The sequence below is a fragment of the Acidovorax sp. BL-A-41-H1 genome, from assembly GCF_051942715.1.
In genome coordinates this window covers 229,600-254,068 of the sequence record NZ_JBPVJQ010000004.1, presented here as the reverse complement: position 1 = coordinate 254,068, position 24,469 = coordinate 229,600, and the positions used below count along the sequence as shown (strand labels likewise).

22 protein-coding genes are annotated in these 24,469 nt (G+C 66.0%); 11 read left to right on the top strand and 11 right to left on the bottom strand.

Annotation, left to right across the window (positions count from 1 at the left end):
* Positions 1–5 precede the first annotated feature (5 nt).
* The 10 genes from rplE to ACTPOI_RS10125 all read right to left on the bottom strand — a co-directional run bounded on the left by rplE (position 6) and on the right by ACTPOI_RS10125 (position 9,392).
* On the bottom strand, positions 6–545 hold the full coding sequence (gene rplE / locus ACTPOI_RS10170; RefSeq protein ID WP_069103889.1) for a 50S ribosomal protein L5: 540 nt from the start codon (positions 543–545) through the stop codon (positions 6–8).
* 9 nt (positions 546–554) lie between these two features.
* On the bottom strand, positions 555–875 hold the full coding sequence (rplX, locus tag ACTPOI_RS10165; RefSeq protein ID WP_069103890.1) for a 50S ribosomal protein L24: 321 nt from the start codon (positions 873–875) through the stop codon (positions 555–557).
* A 9-nt stretch (positions 876–884) separates the two neighbouring features.
* A complete protein-coding gene (gene rplN / locus ACTPOI_RS10160; RefSeq protein WP_069103891.1) occupies positions 885–1,253 on the bottom strand; it encodes a 50S ribosomal protein L14 in 369 nt (122 codons plus the stop codon).
* A 194-nt stretch (positions 1,254–1,447) separates the two neighbouring features.
* Positions 1,448–3,043, bottom strand: a complete 1,596-nt coding sequence (locus ACTPOI_RS10155) for an FAD-dependent oxidoreductase (protein ID WP_440108504.1) — start codon at positions 3,041–3,043, stop codon at positions 1,448–1,450.
* Between the two features lie 186 nt (positions 3,044–3,229).
* On the bottom strand, positions 3,230–4,963 hold the full coding sequence (locus tag ACTPOI_RS10150; protein ID WP_440108503.1) for an ABC transporter substrate-binding protein: 1,734 nt from the start codon (positions 4,961–4,963) through the stop codon (positions 3,230–3,232).
* A gap of 177 nt (positions 4,964–5,140) precedes the next feature.
* On the bottom strand, positions 5,141–5,449 hold the full coding sequence (locus ACTPOI_RS10145; RefSeq protein WP_291515796.1) for a DUF2160 domain-containing protein: 309 nt from the start codon (positions 5,447–5,449) through the stop codon (positions 5,141–5,143).
* Positions 5,450–5,524: 75 nt separating this feature from the next.
* Positions 5,525–6,337, bottom strand: a complete 813-nt coding sequence (locus ACTPOI_RS10140; RefSeq protein WP_440108502.1) for a carbohydrate ABC transporter permease — start codon at positions 6,335–6,337, stop codon at positions 5,525–5,527.
* Positions 6,330–7,226, bottom strand: a complete 897-nt coding sequence (locus tag ACTPOI_RS10135; protein ID WP_440108501.1) for a carbohydrate ABC transporter permease — start codon at positions 7,224–7,226, stop codon at positions 6,330–6,332. Before ACTPOI_RS10135 ends, ACTPOI_RS10140 begins: the two co-directional genes overlap by 8 nt.
* The gene (locus tag ACTPOI_RS10130) at positions 7,223–8,299 is read right to left on the bottom strand and encodes an ABC transporter ATP-binding protein (protein ID WP_440108500.1); all 1,077 of its coding nucleotides are present in this window, start codon (positions 8,297–8,299) and stop codon (positions 7,223–7,225) included. Before ACTPOI_RS10130 ends, ACTPOI_RS10135 begins: the two co-directional genes overlap by 4 nt.
* 1 nt (position 8,300) lies before the next feature.
* Entirely contained in the window at positions 8,301–9,392 is a 1,092-nt protein-coding gene (locus ACTPOI_RS10125; RefSeq protein WP_440108499.1) for an ABC transporter ATP-binding protein, read from the bottom strand.
* Between the two features lie 189 nt (positions 9,393–9,581).
* On the opposite strand from ACTPOI_RS10125, the gene ACTPOI_RS10120 reads away from it, so the two are divergent.
* The 7 genes from ACTPOI_RS10120 to ACTPOI_RS10090 all read left to right on the top strand — a co-directional run bounded on the left by ACTPOI_RS10120 (position 9,582) and on the right by ACTPOI_RS10090 (position 17,035).
* Complete coding sequence (locus ACTPOI_RS10120) at positions 9,582–10,346, top strand: DeoR/GlpR family DNA-binding transcription regulator (RefSeq protein WP_440108498.1); 765 nt, start codon at positions 9,582–9,584, stop codon at positions 10,344–10,346.
* A gap of 152 nt (positions 10,347–10,498) precedes the next feature.
* Positions 10,499–11,992: a glycerol kinase GlpK gene (gene glpK / locus ACTPOI_RS10115; protein WP_440108497.1), complete on the top strand. Its 1,494-nt coding sequence runs from the start codon at positions 10,499–10,501 to the stop codon at positions 11,990–11,992.
* 274 nt (positions 11,993–12,266) lie between these two features.
* Positions 12,267–13,103: a pyrroline-5-carboxylate reductase gene (gene proC, locus ACTPOI_RS10110; protein WP_440108496.1), complete on the top strand. Its 837-nt coding sequence runs from the start codon at positions 12,267–12,269 to the stop codon at positions 13,101–13,103.
* A gap of 297 nt (positions 13,104–13,400) precedes the next feature.
* A complete protein-coding gene (locus tag ACTPOI_RS10105; RefSeq protein ID WP_440108495.1) occupies positions 13,401–13,766 on the top strand; it encodes a c-type cytochrome in 366 nt (121 codons plus the stop codon).
* 11 nt (positions 13,767–13,777) lie between these two features.
* Entirely contained in the window at positions 13,778–15,121 is a 1,344-nt protein-coding gene (locus ACTPOI_RS10100) for an FCSD flavin-binding domain-containing protein (protein WP_440108494.1), read from the top strand.
* 20 nt (positions 15,122–15,141) lie between these two features.
* Positions 15,142–16,251 carry a YeeE/YedE family protein gene (locus tag ACTPOI_RS10095; RefSeq protein WP_440108493.1) on the top strand — a complete coding sequence of 370 codons (1,110 nt, stop codon included), beginning with the start codon at positions 15,142–15,144 and terminating at the stop codon, positions 16,249–16,251.
* Positions 16,252–16,255: 4 nt separating this feature from the next.
* Positions 16,256–17,035 (top strand): thiosulfate oxidation carrier protein SoxY, encoded by a 780-nt coding sequence (locus tag ACTPOI_RS10090; RefSeq protein ID WP_440108492.1) that lies wholly within the window; start codon positions 16,256–16,258, stop codon positions 17,033–17,035.
* A gap of 46 nt (positions 17,036–17,081) precedes the next feature.
* Here ACTPOI_RS10090 and ubiA read toward each other — a convergent pair whose 3' ends face one another.
* Positions 17,082–17,969 carry a 4-hydroxybenzoate octaprenyltransferase gene (ubiA, locus tag ACTPOI_RS10085; RefSeq protein ID WP_440108491.1) on the bottom strand — a complete coding sequence of 296 codons (888 nt, stop codon included), beginning with the start codon at positions 17,967–17,969 and terminating at the stop codon, positions 17,082–17,084.
* Positions 17,970–18,158: 189 nt separating this feature from the next.
* On the opposite strand from ubiA, the gene ACTPOI_RS10080 reads away from it, so the two are divergent.
* The 4 genes from ACTPOI_RS10080 to ACTPOI_RS10065 all read left to right on the top strand — a co-directional run bounded on the left by ACTPOI_RS10080 (position 18,159) and on the right by ACTPOI_RS10065 (position 24,440).
* Positions 18,159–21,656 (top strand): response regulator, encoded by a 3,498-nt coding sequence (locus ACTPOI_RS10080; RefSeq protein ID WP_440108490.1) that lies wholly within the window; start codon positions 18,159–18,161, stop codon positions 21,654–21,656.
* Positions 21,657–21,718: 62 nt separating this feature from the next.
* Positions 21,719–22,573 carry a CheR family methyltransferase gene (locus ACTPOI_RS10075; RefSeq protein WP_440108489.1) on the top strand — a complete coding sequence of 285 codons (855 nt, stop codon included), beginning with the start codon at positions 21,719–21,721 and terminating at the stop codon, positions 22,571–22,573.
* The gene (locus tag ACTPOI_RS10070) at positions 22,573–23,247 is read left to right on the top strand and encodes a chemotaxis protein CheB (RefSeq protein WP_440108488.1); all 675 of its coding nucleotides are present in this window, start codon (positions 22,573–22,575) and stop codon (positions 23,245–23,247) included. Before ACTPOI_RS10075 ends, ACTPOI_RS10070 begins: the two co-directional genes overlap by 1 nt.
* Before the next feature lie 71 nt (positions 23,248–23,318).
* On the top strand, positions 23,319–24,440 hold the full coding sequence (locus tag ACTPOI_RS10065) for a hybrid sensor histidine kinase/response regulator (protein ID WP_440108779.1): 1,122 nt from the start codon (positions 23,319–23,321) through the stop codon (positions 24,438–24,440).
* The last annotated feature ends 29 nt before the right edge of the window (positions 24,441–24,469 follow it).

The window sequence follows — 24,469 nt, the reverse complement described above, 5'->3', positions numbered from 1 at the left end:
TCGCCTCAGTTCTTGAACGGGAAACGGAAACCAGCCAGAAGAGCCTTGGCTTCTTCGTCGGTCTTGGCCGTCGTCGTGATGCTGATGTTCAGGCCGCGCAGAGCGTCAACCTTGTCGTACTCGATCTCAGGGAAAATGATCTGTTCCTTGACACCGATGTTGTAGTTGCCGCGGCCGTCAAAGGCGCGACCGGAGATACCGCGGAAGTCACGAACGCGGGGCAGTGCCACGGTCACGAAACGGTCCAGGAACTCATACATCTGCACACCGCGCAGGGTCACCATGCAACCGATGGCCTGGCCTTCGCGGATCTTGAAACCGGCGATAGCCTTCTTGGCCTTGGTCACCACGGGCTTCTGACCAGCAATCTTGGTCAGGTCGGCCACAGCGTTGTCCATCACCTTCTTGTCCGAAACTGCCTCGCTCACGCCCATGTTCAGGGTGATCTTGGTCAGACGCGGAACCTGCATCGGCGAGGTGTAACCGAACTGCTTGGTGAGTTCGGGAGCGATCTTGTCGCGGAAAACTTCTTGAAGTCGTGCCATGTTTACCCCTTAGGCCGCCTTGATTTCAGCGCCGCTGGACTTGAACACGCGAACGCGCGTGCCGTCAGCCTGCACCTTGATGCCCACACGGTCAGCCTTGCCGGTAGCCGCATTGAAGATGGCCACGTTGGACTGGTGGATAGGCATGGCCTTTTCCACGATGCCGCCGGTCGTACCCTTCATGGGGTTCGGCTTGGCATGCTTCTTGACCAGGTTGATACCGTCGATGACGATGTAGGAGTCATCCTTGCGCAGCGAGACAGTGCCGCGCTTGCCCTTGTCACGGCCGGTCAGCACGATGACTTCGTCGCCCTTGCGAATCTTGTTCATGGCGCGTCCTCAGAGAACTTCAGGAGCCAGGGACACGATCTTCATGAACTTCTCGGTACGCAGTTCACGCGTCACGGGTCCGAAGATGCGGGTGCCAATAGGCTCCAGCTTGGAGTTGAGCAACACTGCTGCGTTGCCGTCGAATTTGACGAGCGAGCCATCACCGCGGCGGATGCCCTTTGCGGTACGAACGACCACTGCACTGTAAACCTCGCCTTTTTTGACGCGGCCACGTGGAGCGGCTTCTTTGATGCTCACCTTGATGATGTCGCCAACGCTTGCATAGCGACGCTTCGAGCCACCCAGCACCTTGATGCAAAGGACGGACTTGGCGCCGGTATTGTCGGCAACCTCTAACCGAGATTCTGTCTGGATCATTTCAATATTCCCAACTTGCACCAGAAGACAACAGCCCCAGAGAACTTCTCAAGGGCTGCAGATCAGCCAGTCAGTCTTGGGCCCGTCGTCCGCACCGCAAACCATTTGCAGCACTTCCCGCTGGGCAGAAACTTCACGCAGGAAACGCGAAGCCCTCGATTATTGCAAAGCGTATTTGCCGTGTCAAGTGCCGTTCAGGCCGGCACGTGCAAATACTGGGGTGCGAGCGCCAGAAATGCTTCCAGCGCCGGGTCGGCGCCCAGCTCGTCCTGCAGGATGGCGGCTACCGCTGGGGCCAGCTCGATGGCCTTGCGGGCATCCAGAAACAGCATGCGCGACCTGCGGGCGAGCACATCTTCCACGGTGCAGGCGTATTCGTACCGCGCGGCAAAGCGCACCATGGCCTCGGTCAGGCCGCCGCCCAGCTCTGCAGACTGCCCCGGGAGGGCCTGCACAAAGGGGGCATCGCTGCCGTACGAGTGCATGCCCTGCGCGTCGCTGATGCGGTGCGTGATGGCGCCCTTGGGCGCGCCCACCACTGCCAGCGAATTGGTGATCCCGGCCGCCTTTTCCGGCAACAGTCCACAAGTGAAGCATTTTTGCAACACATCTTCGGCCATGGCCCGGTAGGTGGTCCATTTGCCGCCCGTTACCGTAACCAGTCCGCTACGGCTGGCCAGAACCGTGTGCTCACGGCTCAGGCTCTTGGTGTTGTCGCCGTCGTCGTCCTGCGGCTTGACCAGCGGGCGCAGGCCGACCCAGATGCTGCGGATGTCCTCCACGCCCGGGGCACGGCTGAGGTAGCGCGCAGACTCTTCGAGGATGAAGCGGACTTCCTCGGCAAACGGCAGGGGCTCGCGCACCACGTCCTGGCGGGGGCTATCGGTGGTGCCCAGAATCAGCTTGCCCAGCCAGGGCACAGCAAACAGCACGCGTCCGTCCGCCGTCTTGGGCACCATCAGTGCGTGGTCGGATGGCAGAAAATCGCGGTCCACCACGATGTGCACGCCCTGGCTGGGTGCCACCATGGCCTGCACGGGGCGGCCCGTAGCCTCGCCATCCATCTGGCGCAGGCCATCCACCCAGACACCGGTGGCATTGACCACCGCACGGGCGCGCACCGTGAATTCCTGGCCGCCCACTGCGTCGCGGCAGACAAAACCGGCCACCTTGCCTTCGTCGTGCACCAGCGCGGTGGCGGGGCAATAGTTCACCACCAGGGCACCCAGGCTGGCGGCTGTGCGCGCCAGCGCCAGTGCCAGGCGGGCATCGTCAAACTGGCCATCCCAGTACTTCACGCCACCCTTGAGACCCGCCGCGCGCGCCGTGGGCAGGCACTTGAGCGTGCTTTCCTTGCCCAGGAATTCGGTGGCACCGAGGCCGGCCTTGCCAGCCAGGGCGTCGTACATCTTGAGCCCGATGCCGTAGAAAGGCGTCTCCCAGAAACGGTAGGACGGCATCACGAACGGCAGCGGCTGCGCCAGGTGCGGCGCGTTGTGCAGCAGCGTGGTGCGCTCGTGCAGCGCCTCGCGCACCAGGGCGATGTTGCCCTGGGCCAGGTAGCGTACGCCGCCGTGCACCAGTTTGGTGGCGCGTGAGGACGTTCCCTTGGCGAAATCGTGCGAATCGATGAGGACCACGGAAAACCCACGCGCGGCCGCGTCCACCGCCACCCCGAGGCCGGTGGCGCCTCCTCCGATCACCGCCAGGTCGTACTGGATGGGCTGGGCCAGGCGGGCGAGCAGGTCGGCCCGTCGCGTGGGCAGGGGGGAAGGCGAGGCTGAGGTCATGGGGTGATTGTCCATGGGTGTCACAAAAATTAAGGGTTTACCCTTTAATTCTTGAGAGCGGTGGGATGGGATCTCGCCCGTCCCGCCGCGACCCGTTGTTGTCGTTCAATGAAAAAAGCAGCCAGCGACCTTGTGAGTGCTGGCTGCCGATGGGGTCATCGCATGAAGAGGAGACCGCTCAGGTCCTCAACGTGCCTTGCCGTCCTTCCAGGCCTGCAGCAACGTGCCATAGGCAATGGTCTGGCCCTTGGGCTTCTCGTTGGCCAGCTTGGCCCATGGGGCCTGCTTGTCCGACAGCCACTTCTTCGGGTCTTCCTTCTTGTTGAGCTTGGGGGCGCAGTGCGCCATGCCGGCACGTTCCAGACGGGCCATCACCTGGTCCATTTCCTCGGCCAGCGTGTCCATGGCGCCCTGGGGCGTTTTCTCACCCGTGACGGCCTGGGCCACGTTCTTCCACCACAGCTGGGCCAGCTTGGGGTAGTCGGGCACGTTGGTGCCGGTGGGCGACCATGCCACGCGGGCGGGGCTGCGGTAGAACTCCACCAGGCCACCCAGCTTGGGCGCCATGTCGGTCATGGCCTTGCTCTGAATGTCGGACTCGCGGATCGGGGTCAGGCCGACCATGGTCTTCTTAAGCGATGTGGTCTTGGCCGTCACGAACTGCGCGTAAAGCCAGGCGGCTGCCGTCTTGTTGGCGTCGTGGTCCTTGAAGAAGGTCCAGCTGCCCACGTCCTGGTAGCCGTTTTGCATGCCCTGCTTCCAGTAGGGGCCGTTCGGGCCGGGGGCCATGCGCCACTTGGGGGTGCCGTCGGCGTTCACCACGGGCAGGCCGGGCTTGGTCATGTCGGCCGTGAATGCGGTGTACCAGAAGATCTGCTGGGCGATCTGGCCCTGCGCAGGCACGGGGCCGGCTTCGCCGAAGGTCATGCCGGTGGCTTCCTTGGGCGCGTACTTCTTCATCCAGTCCACGTACTTGGTCAGTGCGTACACGGCCGCAGGCGAGTTGGTGGCGCCGCCACGCGACACGGATGCGCCCACCGGGGTGCACTTGTCGTCGGCTACGCGGATGCCCCACTCGTCGATCGGCAGGCCGTTGGGCGCACCGATGTCAGCCGTGCCCGCCATCGACAGCCAGGCATCGGTGAAGCGCCAGCCCAGCGACGGGTCCTTCTTGCCGTAGTCCATGTGGCCATAGATCGGCTTGCCGTCGATCTGCTTGACGTCGTTGGTAAAGAACTCGGCGATGTCTTCGTAGGCTGACCAGTTCAGCGGCACGCCCAGGTCGTAGCCGTACTTGGCCTTGAACTTGTCCTTGATGTCCTTGCGGTCGAACAGGTCGGCGCGGAACCAGTACAGGTTCGCAAACTGCTGGTCAGGCAGCTGGTACATCTTGCCGTCAGGCGCCGTGGTGAACTTGGTGCCGATGTAGTCCTTGATGTCGATGCCGGGGTTGGTCCACTCCTTGCCGTTGCCCGTCATGTAGTCGGTCAGATTCAGGATCTTGCCGTAGCGGTAGTGCGTGCCGATCAGGTCCGAATCGGAGATCCAGCCGTCATAGATCGACTTGCCCGACTGCATGGAGGTCTGCAGCTTCTCGACCACGTCGCCTTCCTGAATCAGGTCGTGCTTGACCTTGATACCGGTGATTTCCTCGAACGCCTTGGCGAGCGTCTTGGATTCGTACTCGTGCGTGGTGATGGTCTCGGACACCACCGAGATCTCCTTCACGCCCTTGGCCTGCAGCTTCTTGGCGGCGTCGATGAACCACTTCATCTCGGCCATCTGCTGGTCCTTGTTCAGCGTGGAGGGCTGAAACTCACTGTCGATCCACTTCTTGGCCTCGGCCTCGCCGGCCCAGGCAGCCTGGCCCAACGCCAGGGTTGCGGCGGCGAAAGCGATCGCCGTGAACTGCATCTTCATTGCTGTCTCCTCGGATGGAACCCCCTTGGTGGATGGACACCGCTCCCGGGGGAAATAGGAGCGGCGCTTGTCGTCGTCAGCGTTGGCGGCATTCAGGCTTACCCGCCGGGGTTTTGAAGCCTTTTTGCCTTCAAGCCCAATAAAAATAAACCGGCAAAGCTATTATTTTTATAGCAATCAGCCTTTGCGCAGGATCAGCAGCAGCAGCGCCATCGACAGCACAAAGCTGATCCAGATCGAGGGCTCGGCGGCCAGGCCCAGCCACTCGGCCATGCGGCCGCTCAGGCCCACAAAAATCAGGTTCACATATGCGGCCGACAGCAGGCCGATGAACAGGCGGTCGCCCCGCGTGGTGGCCAGCGGCAAAAATCCCTTGCGCATCACCGTGGGCGACTTGATCTCCCACACCGTCATGCCGATCAGCATCAGCACGATGCAGATGAAAAACACGGCCACCGGGGTGGTCCAGGCCATCCAGTTAAACATTTGAAGCGTTCCTTTCTGTAGGCACCGCGGCGTGCTGTGCCGGGAGCGCGGAAGACTGGCTCAACGGGAGCACCCTCACACCCGGCCCATCGCAAAACCTTTTGCGATGTAGTGCCGCACAAACCAGATCACGATGGCGCCGGGCACGATGGTCAGCACTCCGGCCGCAGCCAGCGTGGCCCAGTCCATGCCCGATGCACTCACGGTGCGCGTCATCGTGGCCACGATGGGCTTGGCGTCCACACTGGTCAGCGTTCGGGCCAGCAGCAGTTCCACCCAGCTGAACATGAAGCAGAAGAACGCCGCCACACCCACGCCCGCCTTGATCAGCGGCAGGAAGATGGTGAGGAAGAACCGCGGGAAGCTATAGCCGTCGATGTACGCCGTCTCGTCAATCTCGCGCGGGATGCCGCTCATGAAGCCTTCCAAAATCCACACCGCCAGCGGCACGCTGAACAGCAGATGCGCCAGCGCCACGGCAATGTGCGTGTCCATCAGCCCCACGGTGGTGTACAGCTGGAAGAACGGCAGCAGGAACACGGCCGGCGGCGTCATGCGGTTGGTCAGCAGCCAGAAGAACACATGCTTGTCGCCCAAGAAGCTGTAGCGCGAGAACGCATAGGCCGCCGGCAGGGCCACGGTGAGCGTGATCACCATGTTGATGCTGACGTAGATCAGGCTGTTGATGTAGCCCGAGTACCAGGACTCGTCGGTGAAGATCGTCTTGTAGTTGTCCCACGTGAAGTTCTGCGGAAAGAACGAGAACGTGGACAGGATCTCTGCGTTGGTCTTGAAGCTCATGTTGATCATCCAGTAGATGGGCAACACGGCAAAGACCAGGTACGCGATCAGAAAGATCGACCGCTTCTGGAAGCGCTTTTCATTCATGGCCAGCCCCTTCCTTGGTGGCGGTGCCCACGCGCTGCATCCAGTTGTAGAGGATGAAGCACAGCAGCAGGATGATGAAGAAATAGATCAGCGAGAACGCAGCCGCAGGCCCCAGGTCGAACTGGCCCACCGCCTTGGTGGTGAGGTACTGGCTGAGGAAGGTGGTGGCATTGCCCGGCCCGCCACCCGTGAGCACGAAGGGCTCGGTGTAGATCATGAAGCTGTCCATGAAGCGCAGCAGTACGGCAATCATCAGCACGCCGCGCATCTTGGGCAGCTGGATGTAGCGAAACACCGCGAACTTGCTCGCGCCATCGATGCGCGCGGCCTGGTAGTACGCATCGGGGATGGAGCGCAGCCCGGCAAAGGCCAGCAGCGCCACCAGCGGTGTCCAGTGCCACACGTCCATCAGCAGCACCGTGAGCCACGCCTGCGTGGCGTTGCCGGTGTAGCTGTATTCAATGCCCATCTCCTGCAGCATGCGGCCCATCAGCCCGATGTCGGCCCGGCCGTAGATCTGCCAGATGGTGCCCACCACGTTCCACGGGATCAGCAGCGACAGCGCCACCGTGACCAGCACCGCCGAAGACTTCCAGCCCTGGGCGGGCATGGACAGCGCCAGCAGGATGCCCAGCGGAATCTCCACCGCGAGCACCGCCAGCGAGAACGTGATCTGCCGCAGCAGCGCGGCGTGCAGCTCTTCGTCGCGCATCACCGCGGCAAACCACTCGGTGCCCACAAACACGCGGCGTTCGGGGCTGATGATGTCCTGCACCGAATAGTTCACCACCGTCATCAGCGGCAGGATGGCCGAGAAGGCCACGCAGATGATCACCGGCAGGATCAGGAACCAGGCCTTCTGGTTCACGGGTTTGGTCGTGGTGCTCATGCCAGCAGCTCCTCATTCTGGTAGTAGCAGGTGTGCTCGCCCAGCACCTGCAGCCACACCGTGTCGCCTGCCGACGGCAGCCGCGTTTCGGGGCTGAAGCGGGCCTTGAGCGTGTGCTCACCCACCTTGGCGGTCAGCATCAGGTAGGTGCCGATGTCCTGCACCTGCAGCACGCTGCAGGCCAGTGCGCCCGGCTGCTGCGCGGTGGCCAGCGACAGGTATTCGGGGCGAATGCCCACCTGCAACGGCCCTGCGGGCAGTGCGCGCCCTTGCGGGGCGGCCAGGCGGTGACCCGCCACGGACAGTTCCGCGCCATCTCGCTCGGCAGGCAAAAAGTTCATGCCCGGCGAGCCGATGAAGTGCCCCACGAACACGTGCTGGGGCCGCTCGAACAGTGCATCGGCCGAGCCCACCTGCACGGCTTTGCCGCGCGTCATCACCACCACCTGGTCGGCAAAGGTCAGCGCTTCCACCTGGTCGTGCGTGACGTAGATCAGCGTGAGCTTGAGTTCATGGTGGATCTGCTTGAGCTTGCGGCGCAGCTGCCACTTCAGGTGCGGGTCGATCACCGTGAGCGGCTCATCAAACAGCACCGCCGCCACATCCGAGCGCACCAGGCCCCGGCCCAGCGAAATTTTTTGTTTCTGGTCAGCAGACAGGCCTGCGGCGCGCATGTTCAGCTGGTGGCTCATCTCCAGCATCTCGGCAATGGCGCCCACGCGCTGCTGGATCTGCGCCTCCGGCACCTTGCGGTTCTTGAGCGGAAACGCCAGGTTCTCGGCCACAGTCATGGTGTCGTAGATCACCGGGAACTGGAACACCTGCGCAATGTTGCGCTCCTGAGGGCTCGCGCGGGTCACATCACGGCCGTCAAACAGCACCTTGCCATGCGAGGGAACGAGCAGCCCCGACATGATGTTGAGCATGGTCGTCTTGCCGCAGCCCGAGGGGCCCAGCAGCGCATACGCGCCGCCGTCTTCAAACTCCATCTTCAAGGGCAGCAGGGCGTAGTCGCTGTCCTGCTGCGGGTTCGGCTTGTACGAGTGTGCGAGGTCCAGACTGATGCGGGCCATCTCAACGCCCTCCCTGTGCAACGTTCGGGCGCGGGGGCGCCCAGGCCAGGCGGCCATCGGCACCGAAGACATAGGCCTGCGCCGGGTCGAGGTGCAGGGTGATCGATGTGCCCAGTTCAAAGTAATGCACGCCCGTCACCTGAGCCACCAGGTCGCCCCAGGGGGTGGATGCGTGCACAAAAGTGTCGGAGCCCGAGATTTCGGCCAGCTCTACCGTGCCGGCCACGCTCAGGTCGGTAGGGCGGGCCTGCAGGCGCAGCGCGCTGGCGCGCACCCCCACCGTCAGGCCCGCCGCATGGGCCACGCCGGCCGGCAGGTCCAGCGCCAGTTCGGTTCCGCCGGGCAGCCCCACGCCGCGCGCGGTGGCGGCAGCGGCAATCAGATTCATCGGTGGGTCGCTGAAGGCCCGGGCCACGCGCAGCGAATTGGGCGCGTGGAAGACCTCGGCCGTGGGGCCGTACTGCAGCAGCCGGCCTTCGTCCAGCACGGCGGTGTAGCCACCCAGCAGCAGCGCCTCGCCCGGCTCGGTGGTGGCGTACACCACGGTGGACTGGCCTGCGGCAAACAGCTGGGTCAGCTCCTCGCGCAGCTCCTCGCGCAGCTTGTAGTCAAGGTTCACCAGGGGTTCGTCCAGCAGCATCAGCGGGGCGCCCTTGGCCAGGGCCCGTGCCAGCGCCACGCGCTGCTGCTGCCCGCCCGACAGCTCGGCCGGATAGCGATCGAGGAACATGTCGATGTGCAGGCGGGTGGCAATTTCGCGCACCCGGGCGTCGATGTTCTTTTCGCCGCGCAATTTCAGGGGCGAGGCAATGTTGGCCGCCACCTTCATAGAGGGGTAGTTGATGAACTGCTGGTAGACCATGGCCACGTTGCGGTCGCGCACGGGCATGCCGGTCACGTCGGCGCCGTCCACCATCACGCGGCCACCCGTGGGCACATCCAGCCCGGCCATGATGCGCATCAGGCTGGTCTTGCCGGCCTGCGTGGCGCCCAGCAGCACCGTCACGGCGCCGCTTTGCAGCGCCAGGCTCATGTCATGCAACCAGGTCTCTGGCCCGACCTTTTTGCTGATGCTGTCCAGTGCCAGCTGCATCACGCTTGCCTTTCTTGTGCGGCCCGCGGGGGCCCGGTGGGTGCAATGCAGTTGCGCAAGTGCGCGGCATCGCGTTTCGATTTAGATTATTTTTGTTCGTTTTTGATCATGTCGAATCAAGGTTAACCCTTAAAAAGTTCTTTTTCGTTCGATTTAAAGTAGACCCACCCCCAGACACCGAGCATTCGCGTGAATACGAACCCCCGACAACTCCTGCTGCTCGAAGAAGTACGGACGCGCAAATCCGCCACGGTGGAGCAGCTGGCCGACACCCTGGGCGTGACCTTGCAAACGGTGCGCCGCGATGTGCAGCGCCTGGCCGAGGCCGGGCTGCTCACGCGTTTTCATGGCGGGGTGCGCGTGCCCAGCTCCACGGTGGAGAACCTGGCACACACCCAGCGCGAAACACTCAACGCCGAAGGCAAGGCCCGCATTGCGCGCGCCGTGGCCCAGCAGGTACCCAACGACTGCTCGCTCATCCTCAACATCGGCACCACCACCGAGGCCATTGCCAAGGCGCTGCTGCACCACCGCGGCCTGCGCGTCATCACCAACAACCTGAACGTGGCCGCCACGCTGAGCAGCAACCCCGACTGCGAGGTGATCGTGGCGGGCGGCGTGGTGCGCTCGCGCGACCGGGGCATCGTGGGCGAGGCGGCGGTGGATTTCATCCGCCAGTTCAAGGTGGACATTGCGCTCATCGGCATCTCGGGCATCGAGCCCGACGGCTCGCTGCGCGACTTTGACTACCGCGAGGTGAAGGTGGCGCAGACCATCATTGCGCAGGCCCGGGAGGTGTGGCTCGCGGCAGACCACAGCAAGTTCAACCGCCCGGCCATGGTGCAGCTGGCCACGCTGCAGCAGATCGACCGGCTGTTCACCGATGCGCCGCCGCCCGAGCCCTTTCCGGCACTGCTGCAGGATGCCGAAGTCATCTGCACCGTGGCGGCCTGACGACTCCCCCTGAGTCGCCTGCGGCGCCATCCCCCCAGGGGGACGACGCCCTCGCTGCGGGGCGGCCCTTGCTCGGCGTCCACCGGCCTGGGCCGCGTACGAACTGACCGCAGCGGACACACAATAGATCCAAGAAATACCGAGACCCCGCCATGACCTACCTGCTCGCACTCGACCAAGGCACTTCCAGTTCCCGCAGCATCGTCTTTGACGAGCGCGGCCACATCGTCGCGCAGGCGCAGCTGGAGCTTCCGCAGATCTACCCGCAGCCCGGATGGGTGGAGCACGACCCGCTGGAGATCTGGCGCACGCAGCTGGCCACCGCGCGGGATGCGCTGGCAAAGGCGGGCATTGCCGCCAGCGCCTTGCGCGCGGTGGGCATCACCAACCAGCGCGAGACGACGGTGCTGTGGAACCGCAAGACAGGCCAACCCGTGCACCACGCCATCGTCTGGCAGGACCGCCGCGCCGAACCCGCCTGCGCGCGGCTGCGTGAACAGGGCCACGCCGCCACCATCCAGGCCAAGACCGGGCTGCTGGTGGACGCGTACTTCTCGGGCACCAAGCTGCAGTGGATGCTGGACAACGTGCCCGGCGCGCGCGATGCGGCCGAGCGCGGCGAGCTGGCCTTTGGCACGGTGGACAGCTGGCTGATGTGGAAGCTCACCCACGGCAAGGTGCACGTGACCGACGTGAGCAACGCCTCGCGCACCATGCTGTTCAATGTGCACACCAACCAGTGGGACGATGACCTGCTGGCGCTGCTGCGCATACCCCGCGCGCTGATGCCTGAGGTGCTGCCCTCGGCCGCCCACTTTGGCGATACGGCGGCCGATCTGCTGGGCCACGCCATCCGGATTGGCGGGGTGGCGGGCGACCAGCAGAGCGCACTGTTCGGCCAGGCCTGCTTCACGGCGGGCATGGCCAAGAACACGTACGGCACCGGCTGCTTCATGCTGATGCACACGGGCGGCACCTTCCAGACCAGCCAGAACGGCCTGCTCACCACCAGCGCCGCGCAGGCATCTGCCACACCCGAGTTCGCCATGGAAGGCAGCGTGTTTGTGGGTGGCGCCGTGGTGCAATGGCTGCGCGACGGCCTGCGCGCCATCACGAGCAGCAGCGAGGTCGAATCGCTGGCGCAGAGCGTGCCCGATTCGGGCGGCGTGATGATGGTGCCGGCCTTCACCGGCCTGGGCGCCCCGTACTGGAAGCCTGACTCGCGCGGCACCATCACGGGCCTGACGCGCGGCACTACGCTGGGCCACATTGCCCGCGCCGCGCTGGAGAGTATCGCCTACCAGAGCGCCGCCCTGCTGCTGGCCATGAGCCGCGACGCCGTGGCCGCTGGCGGCGCCCCGGTGAGCGAGCTGCGCGTGGATGGCGGCGCGTGCATCAACGATCTGCTGATGCAGTTCCAGGCCGACCTGCTGGGCATTCCGGTGGTGCGCCCCGCCGTGATCGAGACCACCGCCCTGGGCGCGGCCTACCTGGCCGGGCTGTCGAGTGGCGTGTACCGCGGCACGGATGAACTCTCGCAACTGTGGCGCGCCGACCGCCGGTTTGTACCCACGCTCAGCAATGCCCGGGCGCAGGAGCTGATGGCGAACTGGGAGCATGCGGTGCGGCAAACCGTAGCCGCATAGCGGCCATCCCCCTGAGGCGCTGCGCGCCTTCACCCCTTCTCTCGAATTGCTGCGCAATTCGGGAAGGGGGACGCAGCCCTCGCTGCGGGGCGGCCCTTGCTTGGCTGCCCGCGTCTGGGGCCGCGCCCAGATCGCAGCCCGGTGAACGAACCAGACTACCCGGCCTGCTATGGAGCAGCCTTGCCTCCGGCATGTCCCCAACGCCCGGGCTCGCCATGCCGGGCGGATACCATCGCATCCCTGCGTTGACCACCCTCTATTGATTGCCCGCACCATGAGCCAGACCACCGCCTCCCCCAGCCTTCCCACCATCGCCTTCATCGGCGGGGGCAACATGGCCAGTGCCATCATCGGCGGGCTGATCCGCCAGGGGCACGCTGCCAGCGATATCGAAGTGGTCGAACCTTATGAGCCGACGCGCGCAGCTCTGCAGCAGAGCTATGGCATCACCGCGCAGGCGGCGCCCACCGCGGCGCTGCAACGGGCACAGATTGTGGTGTGGGCCGTCAAGCCCCAGACCTTCAAGGACGCCGCAGCCGCCACGCGCGCCCACACCGGGGCGGCGCTGCACCTGAGCGTGGCGGCGGGCATCCGCTCGGACAGCATTGCCCAGTGGCTGGGAAGCGAGCGCATCGTGCGCACCATGCCCAACACGCCGGCGCTGGTGGGCAAGGGCATGAGTGCGCTGTACGCCCGCCCGGCAGTGAGTGGCGCAGAGCGCCAGAGCGTGGAAGCCATCATGGCCTCCACCGGCGATTTCCTGTGGGTCGAGACCGAGACGCAGCTGGATGCGGTGACGGCGCTGTCGGGCTCGGGCCCGGCCTACGTGTTCTATTTCCTGGAGGCCATGACCCGCGCCGGGATGGGCATGGGGCTGAGCGAATCGCAGGCGCACAAGCTGGCCGTGGGCACCTTTGTGGGCGCATCCGAACTGGCACGCCGCTCGGATGAGGCCCCCGCGCTGCTGCGCCAGCGCGTGACCTCCAAGGGCGGCACGACCCATGCGGCCATCACGTCGCTGGAGCACGACGCCGTGGGAGAGGCTTTTGTGCGGGCGATGCAGGCGGCCGAACGCCGGGCGCAGGAGCTGGGCGACGAATTTGGAGCATGATTTCGGGCTATAGCGCTTGCCATACAAGGCTTGGTTGCTATGCTATTTGACAGCACTGCAACGCCGTGTACGGCACGGCTTGCTCGCTTTTGCTCATATGCATATGCCGTGATAGTTGTTACACCTGAACACGGATCTGTCTAAACTCGCTGCGGAGATCGCCCCGGACGGCGGCTGCGTACACACACCTTTGTCCCGGCGATCCGTCACTGCCATGTCGCACTGCCACGCGTTGTGCTCCTGCATGGTGATCCCTCCAAGGTCGTACCTCCTGCTCTTCGGTCCCAAGGCATCCACATGAACCTGCGCAACCTCACTCCCCTGGCCCCGCGTTGGCAGCCCTCCGGCCTGCTCCAAACCCTGTGCGGCGCTCTGGCGCTGCTGGGCGCCAGCACGGCACTGGCCCAGACCCCTCCTCCCTTGTCCCAGCAGCAGGTGAAACTGCTGGCAGCCACCTGTGCCAGCTGCCATGGCACGGACGGCGGCTTTGCAGGCCCCATTCCCGCCATTGCAGGGCGTCCGGCCGATGTGCTGTCGATGCAACTGCTCAACTACAAGCACCGTGCCCCTGCGGGCACCACGGTGATGGACCGCATCGCCAAGGGCTACACCGACGAGGAACTGCGCGCGCTGGCCTCGCATTTCTCATCGATCCGCAAGTGAAGGGGGCCACCATGATTCAGAACCAATCTGTCATCGACAACATCGGTGCGCCGACCACCTCCTCGCGCCGCCGGTTCCTGCACGGCCTGGGCGCCGCGTCCATGCTGCCCGTGCTGGCCGCCTGCTCTGCCCCCACCATCGGTCGCGCTTCCGCAGGCCGCGTGGTCGTGGTGGGTGGAGGCTTTGGCGGCGCCACAGCAGCCAAGTACATCAAGCGCGCCAACCCGGCCGTGGATGTGGTGCTGGTGGAGCCGAACAAGCGCTTTCACACCTGCCCCATGTCCAACCTCGTGCTGGCAGGTGAGCGCACGATGGACTCGATCTCGCACGGCTACGACGAACTGCAGGGCACCTACGGCGTGCGCGTGGTGCATGCCCGGGCCGAAGACGTGAACCCGACGGCGCGCACCGTGCGCCTGTCTACCGGCACGGTGCTGGAATACGACCGCCTGCTGCTGTCGCCCGGCATTGATTTCCGCTGGAACGCGATCGAGGGGTATGACGAGCGCGCGTCGGAGCTGGCCCCCCATGCCTGGCGTGCCGGGCCGCAGACCACGCTGCTGCGCCGCCAGCTTGAAAGCATCGAGGACGGCGGTACGTTTGTGCTCAGCGTGCCGCCAGACCCCTTCCGCTGCCCGCCTGGCCCCTACGAGCGGGCCAGCCTGATCGCGCACTATTTCAGCCGCCACAAGCCCCGCTCCAAGGTGCTGATCCTGGACGCCAAGGACAACTTCTCCAAGCAGGGCCTGTTCCAGGCCGCCTGGAAGAAGCTGTACGGCGACCGTATCGAGTGGGTGGGCCTGTCCAAGGACGGCCGCGTGGTGCGCGTGGATGCGGCGCGGCGCGAAGTGCAGACGGAATTCGGCACGATCCACAAAGCCGCCGTGCTGAACGTGGTGCCGCCCCAGAAGGCCGGCTTCATCGCCGAGCGCGCGGGCGTCACCGACGCCTCGGGCTGGGTGCCGGTGCACGCCAATACCTTCGAGTCGCGCCAGCAAAAGGACATCTACGTGGTGGGCGACGCCACGATTGCTGCGCCCATGCCCAAATCGGGCTTCACGGCCAACACACAGGCCAAGGTGGCCGCGGCCGCCATCGTGGCATCGCTGGACGGCAGCACACCTGCGCAGGCCCTGTGGGTGAACACCTGCTACAGCCTGGCCGCGCCCGACTACGGCGTCACGGTGGCGGGCGTGTTCCGGGTCGAGAACGACAAGATCATCAGCGTCCCCAACTCGGGCGGCCTGAGCAGCGCCAATGCCGACGACAGCATTCGCCGCACCGAGGCCGCCTATGCCCAGGGCTGGTACCAGGCCATCAGCCAGGACACCTGGGGCACACCGCGCCCGGCCTGAGAACCTGTGCGAAGGCCGCAATGATCGACTGGAACGCCATCCCGGCAGAGCAACGCGAAGCCTGGGTGCTGGGGGCGACGGCCGCGATGGGCCTGGCCTACGGCGTGCTCGCACAGGGCAGCCGGTTTTGCTTCCTGCGCGCCGTACAGGCGGCTTTTGCACGCACCCGGCACGCACCGCTGCGCCTGTTTGCGGTGGCCATGGCCGCGGCACTGTTGGGCAGCCAGTGGCTATCGGTGGCCGCCGATGTGGATCTGCGGCAGTCGCTGTATGCGCAAAGCCGGGTTTCGTGGGTGATGGTGGCGCTGGGCGGCGTGCTGTTTGGATACGGCATGGCGCTGGCCAATGCCTGCGGGGCGCGCAGCCTGGTGCTGCTGGGCAGCGGCAACCTGCGCTCGCTGGTGACGCTGCTGTGCCTGGCGGTAGGCGCGTCTGCGACGCTCACGGGTGTGCTGGCGCCGCTGCGCATTCGCCTGACCGAAGCCACCCCAACCCCGCTGGCTGCCACCACGCTGCCTGACTTGCTGGCAGGGTTGGTGTCGATACCCGACGCGGCGGCGCGGTGGGGCATTGTGGCGCTGCTCGTGGCGGGCCTGCTGGGCTGGGCGTTCACGCGCCGGGACAGGACGACGGCCTCTGATACCAGTGCGGCATCCGCCTCGTCATCGCCCTGGCGCACGCTCCTGCCGGGCGTGCTGATCGGCCTGCTGGTGCCGCTGGGCTGGTGGATCACCGGGCGCCTGGGCGCCGACGATTTCGAGCCCGTGCCCCTGACCTCCATCACCTTTGTGGCCCCGGTGGCCCAGGCGCTGCAGTACCTGCAGCTGTCCACGGGCGTCGCCCTGGGGCATGGCGTGGTGCTGTGTGCCGGCGTGCTGGCAGGCGCATGGGCCAGCGCACTGCTGCGCCGCGAGTTCCAGTGGCAGGGGTTCACCAGCGCAGCGCAGACAGGCCGCTCGATGGCGGGTGGCGTGCTCATGGGCGCGGGCGGCGTGCTGGCGCTGGGCTGCACCATCGGCCAGGGCCTGACGGGTTTTTCGACCCTGGCCCTGAGCACCTACCCCGCGCTGGCGGGCATCGTGGCGGGCACCTGGCTGGCGGGGCGCACCACCACCCATCAAGGACAATGACGCGATGCACCGAAGAAACTGCCTTTTGACCCTGGGCGCACTGCTGGCCGCACGCACGGCCAGTGCACAAGACGCCACCGCCAATACTTTTGCCCCCGCCCAGCAACTGCTGCGCGGGCGCACGGTGCAGGCTGCGGGGCTGGAGCTGGACGTGCCCGCGCTGTCGGAAAACGGCGGGGCCGTGCCGCTGGGCGTGGCCTTTCGCGGCACGCTGCCTGCGGGCGAAACCATCGTGGCCATCCACCTCCTGGCCACGCGCAACCCCAACCCCGGCCTACTGAGCTTCGATCTGCCCGGTGACCGGGTGCTGCCCGACTTTGCCACCCGCGTACGCCTGGCCGAGAGCCAGACCGTGATCGCCGTAGCGCTGGGCAGCAAGAACAGCGCCTGGGTCGCCCAGCGCAAGGTGCAGGTCACCGTGAGCGGCTGCCTGGGCGGTGGGGAGGCCGCACAAAGCGAGGGCCTGCGCGCGCCCCGCATTGCGCTGGCACGGCCCACCAAGGCGGGTGGCCCTATCGAGGTGAAGGCACTGGTACAGCACCCCATGGAAACCGGCCTGCGCCCCGGCGCGGATGGCAAGCTGCTGGCACAAAACCTGGTGCGCGACTTCACGCTGCGGCTGGGCGAGCGCCCGGTGCTGACGGCGCGCTTTCAGACCGGCACCTCCGAAAACCCCTACCTGCGGTTTCTGCTGCAACCAGCGCCAGCAACGGGGCCCGCCGTCTTCACCTGGACGGACCAGGCTGGCCGCACGCTGCGCGAAGAGCGGCCCCTGCCGGTTTAAGAGCCAAATCGCCTTGAGGTCCTTTGATCGCAAGCACCTTTAGCTATCACTTCATGAGCAGATCACGCCACAGATAGCTGCCTGCAATGCCCGCAAACACCGTGGCGCCTAGCCAATGGTTGATGCGAAACGCCTTGAAGCAGCCCTCGCGCGTGCGGGTGCGGATGAGCGTGAAGTGCCACACGGCCTGGGCCAGGGCCACCCCAATTGCTATATAAAATATAGCACCCAGAGCATATGGCTCTAGCGCTACCGCCCAAATAGCCAGAAAAAGCAGGTAAAAGGCCACGATGGCGGCCACATCCAGCCGCCCCAGCGTGATGGCCGAGGTCTTGATGCCGATCTTGAGGTCATCGTCGCGGTCCACCATGGCGTACTCGGTGTCATAGGCCAGCACCCAGAACAGGTTGCCCAGCCACATCCACCAGGCCACTGCGGGCACGCTGCCCTGCACCGCGGCGAACGCAATCACGATGCCGAAGTTGAAAGCAATGCCCAGCACGGCCTGTGGCATGGCAATGATGCGCTTGGTGAACGGGTAGGCAATTGCCACCAGCACCGCGGGCACCGACCACGCAATGGCCGCGGCGTTGGTGGTGAGCACCAGACAGAAGGACACCAGCGCCAGCACCGCCCCCAGCGCCAGCGCCTCCTTCACGCTCACGGCGCCGGTGGTCACCGGTCGCTGCGCCGTGCGCTTGACGTGCCTGTCGAAGTCGCGGTCGGCCACATCGTTCACGCAGCAGCCCGCGCTGCGCATGAGGATGGTGCCCAGCACGAACACGATGAGCAGGTGCCACCCCGGAAACCCGTCCGCAGCAACCCACAGCGCGCTCAGCGTGGGCCACAGGCACACCAGCCAGCCGGCGGGCCGGTCCCAGCGGATAAGGTCCAGATACAGGGCAAGGCGGCTGCGGGGCAGGTTGGTCGGCATGCGGGCGGCAAGAGGCGTGTAGGAAGAAAAGAGCGCGCCATGACAGCCAAGGCGCGAGGGCCCGAATGTAGCAGCGCCCATGCAGCAGTTGGTTACAAAACGCGGCACTTCTGACCGGCCGCGGGGCCCTGTCCAGGGGGTACAAAAAGGTACAGTCGTTCGCTTCGCCTGATCCGGAACTGTCGCCCCATGACCGCCACGCCCAGCCTTCGGCGCACCGCCCGGTTCGCCATCCCCCGCACCCTGGCGGCCGGTTTCCTGGTGGCCGCGCTTGCCACCCTTGTGATCGCGGTCGTCAACTACCGCGCTGCCGAAGCGCGCGCCGATGCAGTGCGTGCCATGGACCGCGCCTCGCATTCCATGCGCCAGCTCAACCTGTTCAGTGCCGCCATCAAGGACGCGGAGCTGGGTCAGCGCAACTACCTGCTCACGGGTGACGAAACCTACATACAGCCCTATGAAACCGCGCTGGCCACCATGCAGCAGCACCTTGAGGGCCTCAAGGACAGCACCAGCGCATACCCCGGGATGGGGCCGTTGGTGGTGCAGCTGGACAACCTGACCCGGCAAAAACAGCGCGAGCTGACCGAAACCACGGGGATGCGCAAAAGCGGCGACGCCGTGGGGTCGATGGCCATCATCCACAGTGGAGCCGGCAAGGCCAACACCGAGCGCATCCGCGACCTGGTGGAAAACCTGCGCGCGCAGCAAAACCTGCTTCTGGAAAACCGCCGCCAGGAGTGGGTCGATGCCGCCGCCGACTCCAACGTCTACTCGGGTGTTGGCTCGCTGCTGCTGCTGGCGCTGATCTCCATCTCGGCATGGCTTACCGCCCGCGAGTACCGCGCCAAGGCCACCCAGTCGTGGATATCGGCCGGGCTCAACGGCCTGGGCCAGCGCATCCAGGGCGACCACCGGCTGGAAGACACGGGCGCGCTGGCGCTGGAATACCTGGCCAGCTACCTCCGGGCGGCCGTGGGGGCCGGCTACGTGGCCGACAGCGGCGGCGGCTTTTCGCTGATTGGCGGCTACGCCCTGCCGCGCGAGCGCCTGGCCGACAAGCTGCTGGCCGACGAGGGCCTGGTGGCGCAAGCCGCGCGCTCGCGCCAGCTCTTGCATGTACGCGACGTACCGGCGGGCTATCTGGCGGTGTCGTCCGGGACTGGAAAAGCATCGCCAGTGGAGCTTCTGGTGGCGCCTGCCATCGAGAACCGCGAAGTGTTCGCAGTGATCGAGCTGGGCTTCAACCGCCCGATCAGCGAGGCCGAGCGCACGCTGATGGAGCGGGCATCGGAAATGCTGGCGGTGGCCATCCGCTCGGGCATCGACCGCAACCGCCTGCAGGACCTGCTGGAGGAAACCCAGCGCCAGTCCGAAGAGCTGCAGACCCAGCAGGAAGAGCTGCGCGTGAACAACGAGGAGCTGGAGCAGCAAAGCCGCGTGTTGCAGGAATCGCAGGCCCAGATGGAAGTGCAGCAGACCGAGCTGGAGCAGACCAACGCCCACCTGGAAGAGCAGACCCAGCAGCTCGAGTACCAGCGCGAGCAGATGCTGCGCGCCCAGAGCGCGCTGACCGACAAGGCGCGCGAGCTGGAGATGGCCAGCGAATACAAGAGCGAGTTCCTGGCCAACATGAGCCACGAGCTGCGCACCCCGCTGAACTCCACGCTCATCCTGGCCAAGCTGCTGGCTGACAACAAGGCCGGCAACCTGAGCGCCGACCAGGTGAAATACGCGCAGACCATCTACGCCGCGGGCAACGACCTGCTGGCGCTCATCAACGACATCCTGGACCTCTCCAAGATCGAGGCCGGCCAGGCCACGGTGTCGGTGGAGCCGGTGAACATTGCCAAGGCGCTGCAGGCGCTGGTAGACCCGCTGCGCCCGCTGGCCGCAGACAAGGGGCTGGTGATCGACGTGTCTGTGGCGCCCGATGTGCCCGCCGGCATGGAAACCGACCCCCAGCGCCTGGGCCAGGTGCTCAAGAACCTGCTGTCCAACGCCATAAAGTTCACAGAAAAGGGCACGGTGGCGCTGCATGTGTCGCGCAACCCCGACGAGACACTCTCGTTTGCCGTGAAGGACACCGGCATCGGCATCCCGGCGCACCAGCAGGACCTGATCTTCGAGGCCTTCCGGCAGGCCGATGGCAGCACGCACCGCAAGTACGGAGGCACGGGGCTGGGGCTGTCGATCTCGCGCGACCTGGCGCAGCTGCTGGGCGGCAAGATATCGGTGCAGAGCACGCCCGGCGAAGGCAGCGTGTTCACCCTGGTGATCCCGGCGCGGCTGGAACCGCAGGCCGAGACGGAAACGGACGGCACAGCCGCAGAGGGCACCGTGGGCTTTGGTCCTGGCGCCGCCCTGTCTGCAGCAGCCGCCTCCAGGGCGGAGAGCCCGGCTGCCGCTCGCGACGCAGCCCCGGCCAGTGCGCTGGCGCCTGCACCGGCGGGCTACGCAGCAGCGGTGGCGGGCAATCCCATGCCGCGGCCCGCAGGGGCCCGCAGCATCCTCGTCATCGAGGACGACTACCGGTTCGCGCAGATCCTGCAGGACCTTGCGCGCGAGATGGACTTTGAATGCCACCTGGCCGCCAACGCGGCCGATGGCCTGGCCATTGCTGCGCAGACACTGCCCAGTGCCATCGTGCTGGACGTGAACCTGCCCGATTTCTCGGGCCTGGGCGTGCTCGACCAGCTCAAGCGCAACCCGGCCACGCGCCACATTCCCGTGCATGTGGTGTCGGTGGCCGACTACGCACAGGAGGCCATGGGCCGCGGTGCCGTGGGCTATGCGCTCAAACCCGTGGCGCGCGAAGAACTCGTGGAGGCCCTGCAGCGGCTGGAAGCCAAGTTCACGCAGAACCTGCGCCGGGTGCTGGTGGTGGAAGACGACGAACGCCAGCGCGAAAGCGTGCGCCACCTGCTCAGCCGCGACGACGTGGAGATCGTCTGCGCAGGCACGGCCGCAGCCGCACTCACGCACCTGCGCGGCTCCACGTTCGATTGCATGGTGATGGACCTGAACCTGCCCGACCAGAACGGCTATGAGCTGCTGCAGGAGATGACGGAAGAAGACGGCGTGTCGTTCCCGCCCGTCATCGTCTACACCGGCCGGGCGCTGTCGCGCGACGAGGAACAGCAGCTGCGCCGCTTCTCGCGCTCCATCATCATCAAGGACGCGCGCTCGCCCGAGCGATTGCTTGATGAAGTCACGCTGTTCCTGCACCAGGTGGAGTCCGAGCTGTCGGACGAACACCGGCGCATGCTGCAGCAGGCCCGCAGCCGCGACAGTACCCTGGAAGGCCGCACCGTGCTGGTGGTGGAAGACGATGTGCGCAACGTGTTTGCACTCTCCAGCATCCTGGAGCCCACCGGCATCCGGGTGGAGATTGCCCGCAACGGCCGCGAGGCGCTGCAAACCCTGTCCCGCGCGGGGAACGCCGGCAGCCCTGGCGTTGACCTGGTCCTGATGGACATCATGATGCCGGAGATGGACGGCTACACCGCCATGCGCGAGATCCGTGCGCGGCCCGAATGGCGCCGCCTTCCCATCATTGCGCTCACGGCCAAGGCCATGAAGGACGACCAGGAAAAGTGCCTGGCAGCCGGCGCCAACGACTACATCTCCAAACCCCTCGACGTGGAAAAACTGCTGTCGCTGGTGCGGGTGTGGATGCCCAAGTAGCCCACAAGACCGACGGAGCCACCGCCCTGCCCCCGCCCCCACCGCAGTACCCGCCCAGCGCCATGCAGCCCCCCTCCCCGCCCAGCCACCGGAAAGTGCGTACGGCAGACCTCGAACAGCGCCTGCTGATCGAAGCCATCTACCACCGCTACCACTACGACTTTCGTGGGTACGCGCAGGCGTCGCTGCGGCGGCGGTTGAACGCGGCGCTGATCCGCTTTGACTGCCGCACCCTGTCGCAGCTGCAGGACCGTGTGCTGCACGAGCCCATGGTGTTCCCTGCGTTGCTCGAATACCTCACGGTGCAGGTGAGCGACATGTTCCGCGACCCGGGCTACTTCCAGTCACTGCGCACCGAGGTCGTCCCGTTGCTGCGCACCTACCCGTCGCTCAAGGTGTGGGTGGCCGGCTGCAGCGCGGGTGAAGAGGTGTATTCGCTGGCCATCCTGCTGCACGAAGAAGGCCTGCTGGAACGCACGCTGATCTACGGCACCGACATCAACCCCCACGCCCTGCGCGCGGCCGAGTCGGGCATTTTTGACATGGCGCGGGTGGCGGCCTTTACCGAAAACCACGCACGCTCGGGTGCACGCAGCTCGCTGTCGGACTACTACACCGCACGCTACGGCCGCGTGGTGTTCGACAAGTCGCTGCGCGAGCACATGGTCTTCTCGGACCACAGCCTGGCCACCGACAGCGTGTTTGCCGAGATGCACCTGGTGTCGTGCCGCAACGTGCTGATCTACTTTGAGCGCGACCTGCAGAACCGGGCGCTGGGCCTGTTCCGCGAGGCGCTGTGCCACCGCGGCTTTCTGGGGCTGGGCTCCAAGGAGTCACTGCGGTTTTCAGACCAGACCGAAGCGTTCGAGGACTTCGTGGTGGAAGACCGCATCTACCGCAAGAAGGCAGGGCTGTGATGGCAGACACCGGCATCGCACCGCCACCACCATCGCCTGCCCGCCTGCAGGCCGGCCCCACGCAGGGCGGCAGTGCCGGGTCGGCCCACGCAGCGGTGCCTGCCTACGACGCCATCGTGATCGGAGGCTCGTCGGGCGCCATCGACGCGCTGGGCGCCATTCTTCCCGCGCTGCCGGCCACGCTGCACGCGTGCGTGCTGGTCGTGATGCACCTGCCGCGTGACCGGCGCAGCCTGCTGGCCGACATCTTTCGCCAGCGCTGCGCGCTGCCGGTACAGGAGGCCAGCGATGGCGTGCGGCTGAACCGGCCCCTCATCTGCTTTGCCCCGCCCGACTACCACCTGCTGGTGGATGCCGGGCCCCGCGTGGCGCTGTCGATCGACCCGCCCCTGCACTACTCGCGCCCGTCCATCGACGTGCTGTTCGAGTCTGCCGCCGACCTGTACGGCGACCGCGTGGTGGCGGTGCTGCTGTCGGGCGCCAACGACGACGGTGCACGCGGGCTGGCGGCGGTGCATGCGGCGGGCGGGCTGACCATCGTCCAGGCGCCCGACAGCGCCCCCATGCCTGCCATGCCCCTGGCCGGGCTCGCGCGCGTCACGGTGCACCACGTGCTGGCACCCCCCGCCGTGGGCGCACTGCTGGCCGACCTGCACCGCAAGGGGCAGTTATGACGACCACACCCCGGCTTATCCCCGCCACAGACGCGCTGCCCGCGCACGGCATGCCATCGCCCTTGCCCTCCATGCACCCCACCGCCCGCATCAAGTGCCTGATCGTTGACGACATTGCAGAGAACCTTGTGGCCCTGGAGGCGCTGCTGCAGCATGACGACATCGAGGTGCTCAAGGCCAGTTCGGGGCGCGAGGCCCTGGAGCTGCTGCTAGAACACGGCGATGTGGCGCTGGCCCTGCTGGATGTGCAGATGCCCGAGATGAACGGGTTCGAGCTGGCCGAGCTGATCCGCGGCAGCGAGCGTACGCGGCACATTCCGCTGATCTTCATGACGGCCGGCACGCGTGAGCAGAACTGGCAGTTCCGCGGCTACGAAAGCGGTGCGGTGGATTTTCTGTACAAGCCCATCGACCCGCACATGCTGACCAGCAAGGCCACCGTGTTCTTCGAGCTGCACCGCCGCCGGCAGGCGCTGGCACAAGAGCTGCAGGAGCGCACCGAAGCCCTGCGCATCAACGAGATGTTCATGGCTGTGCTGAGCCACGACCTGCGCACACCGCTGATGTCGATCACGGCAGCGGCCAGCGTGCTCAAGCGGGGCCTGCCGCCCGACAAGGCAGCCAACATGGTGGACCGGGTGTTGCGCAGCAGCTCGCGCATGGGCCGCATGATCGAGGACCTGCTCGACCTCACGCGCATCCGGCAGGCGGGCGGGCTGTCGCTGCAGCTGGGCATGGCCGACATGCATGGCATCGTCCAGCGCGCGGCCGAAGAACTGCAGACCGGGTTTCCGGACCGCCAGATCGTGACCGACCTGGACGGTGACCTGGAGGGCACTTGGGACACCGAACGCATGTGCCAGGTGCTCATCAACCTGGTGGGCAATGCCGTGCACCACGGAGCCGCCGATCAGCCGGTGAACATTCTGGCCGACGGCACGCAGGCGGGCACGGTAGCGGTTACGGTGCGCAACCACGGAACCATTCCGCCCGACCTGCTACCCCATCTTTTCGACCCGTTTCGGGGGCGCGAGAGGCCCCCGGGGCGCCACCAGGGGCTGGGGCTCGGGCTCTTCATCGCCGACCAGATCGTGCGCGCGCATGGCGGTAACATCGAGGTGGCGTCCGCTGATGACATCACCCAGTTCAGGGTGAACCTGCCACGCGTTTGCAGGGAGCGCCGCGCCGGCTAGGAGCTTGCGCTAACGGGCGCCAGCGCAGG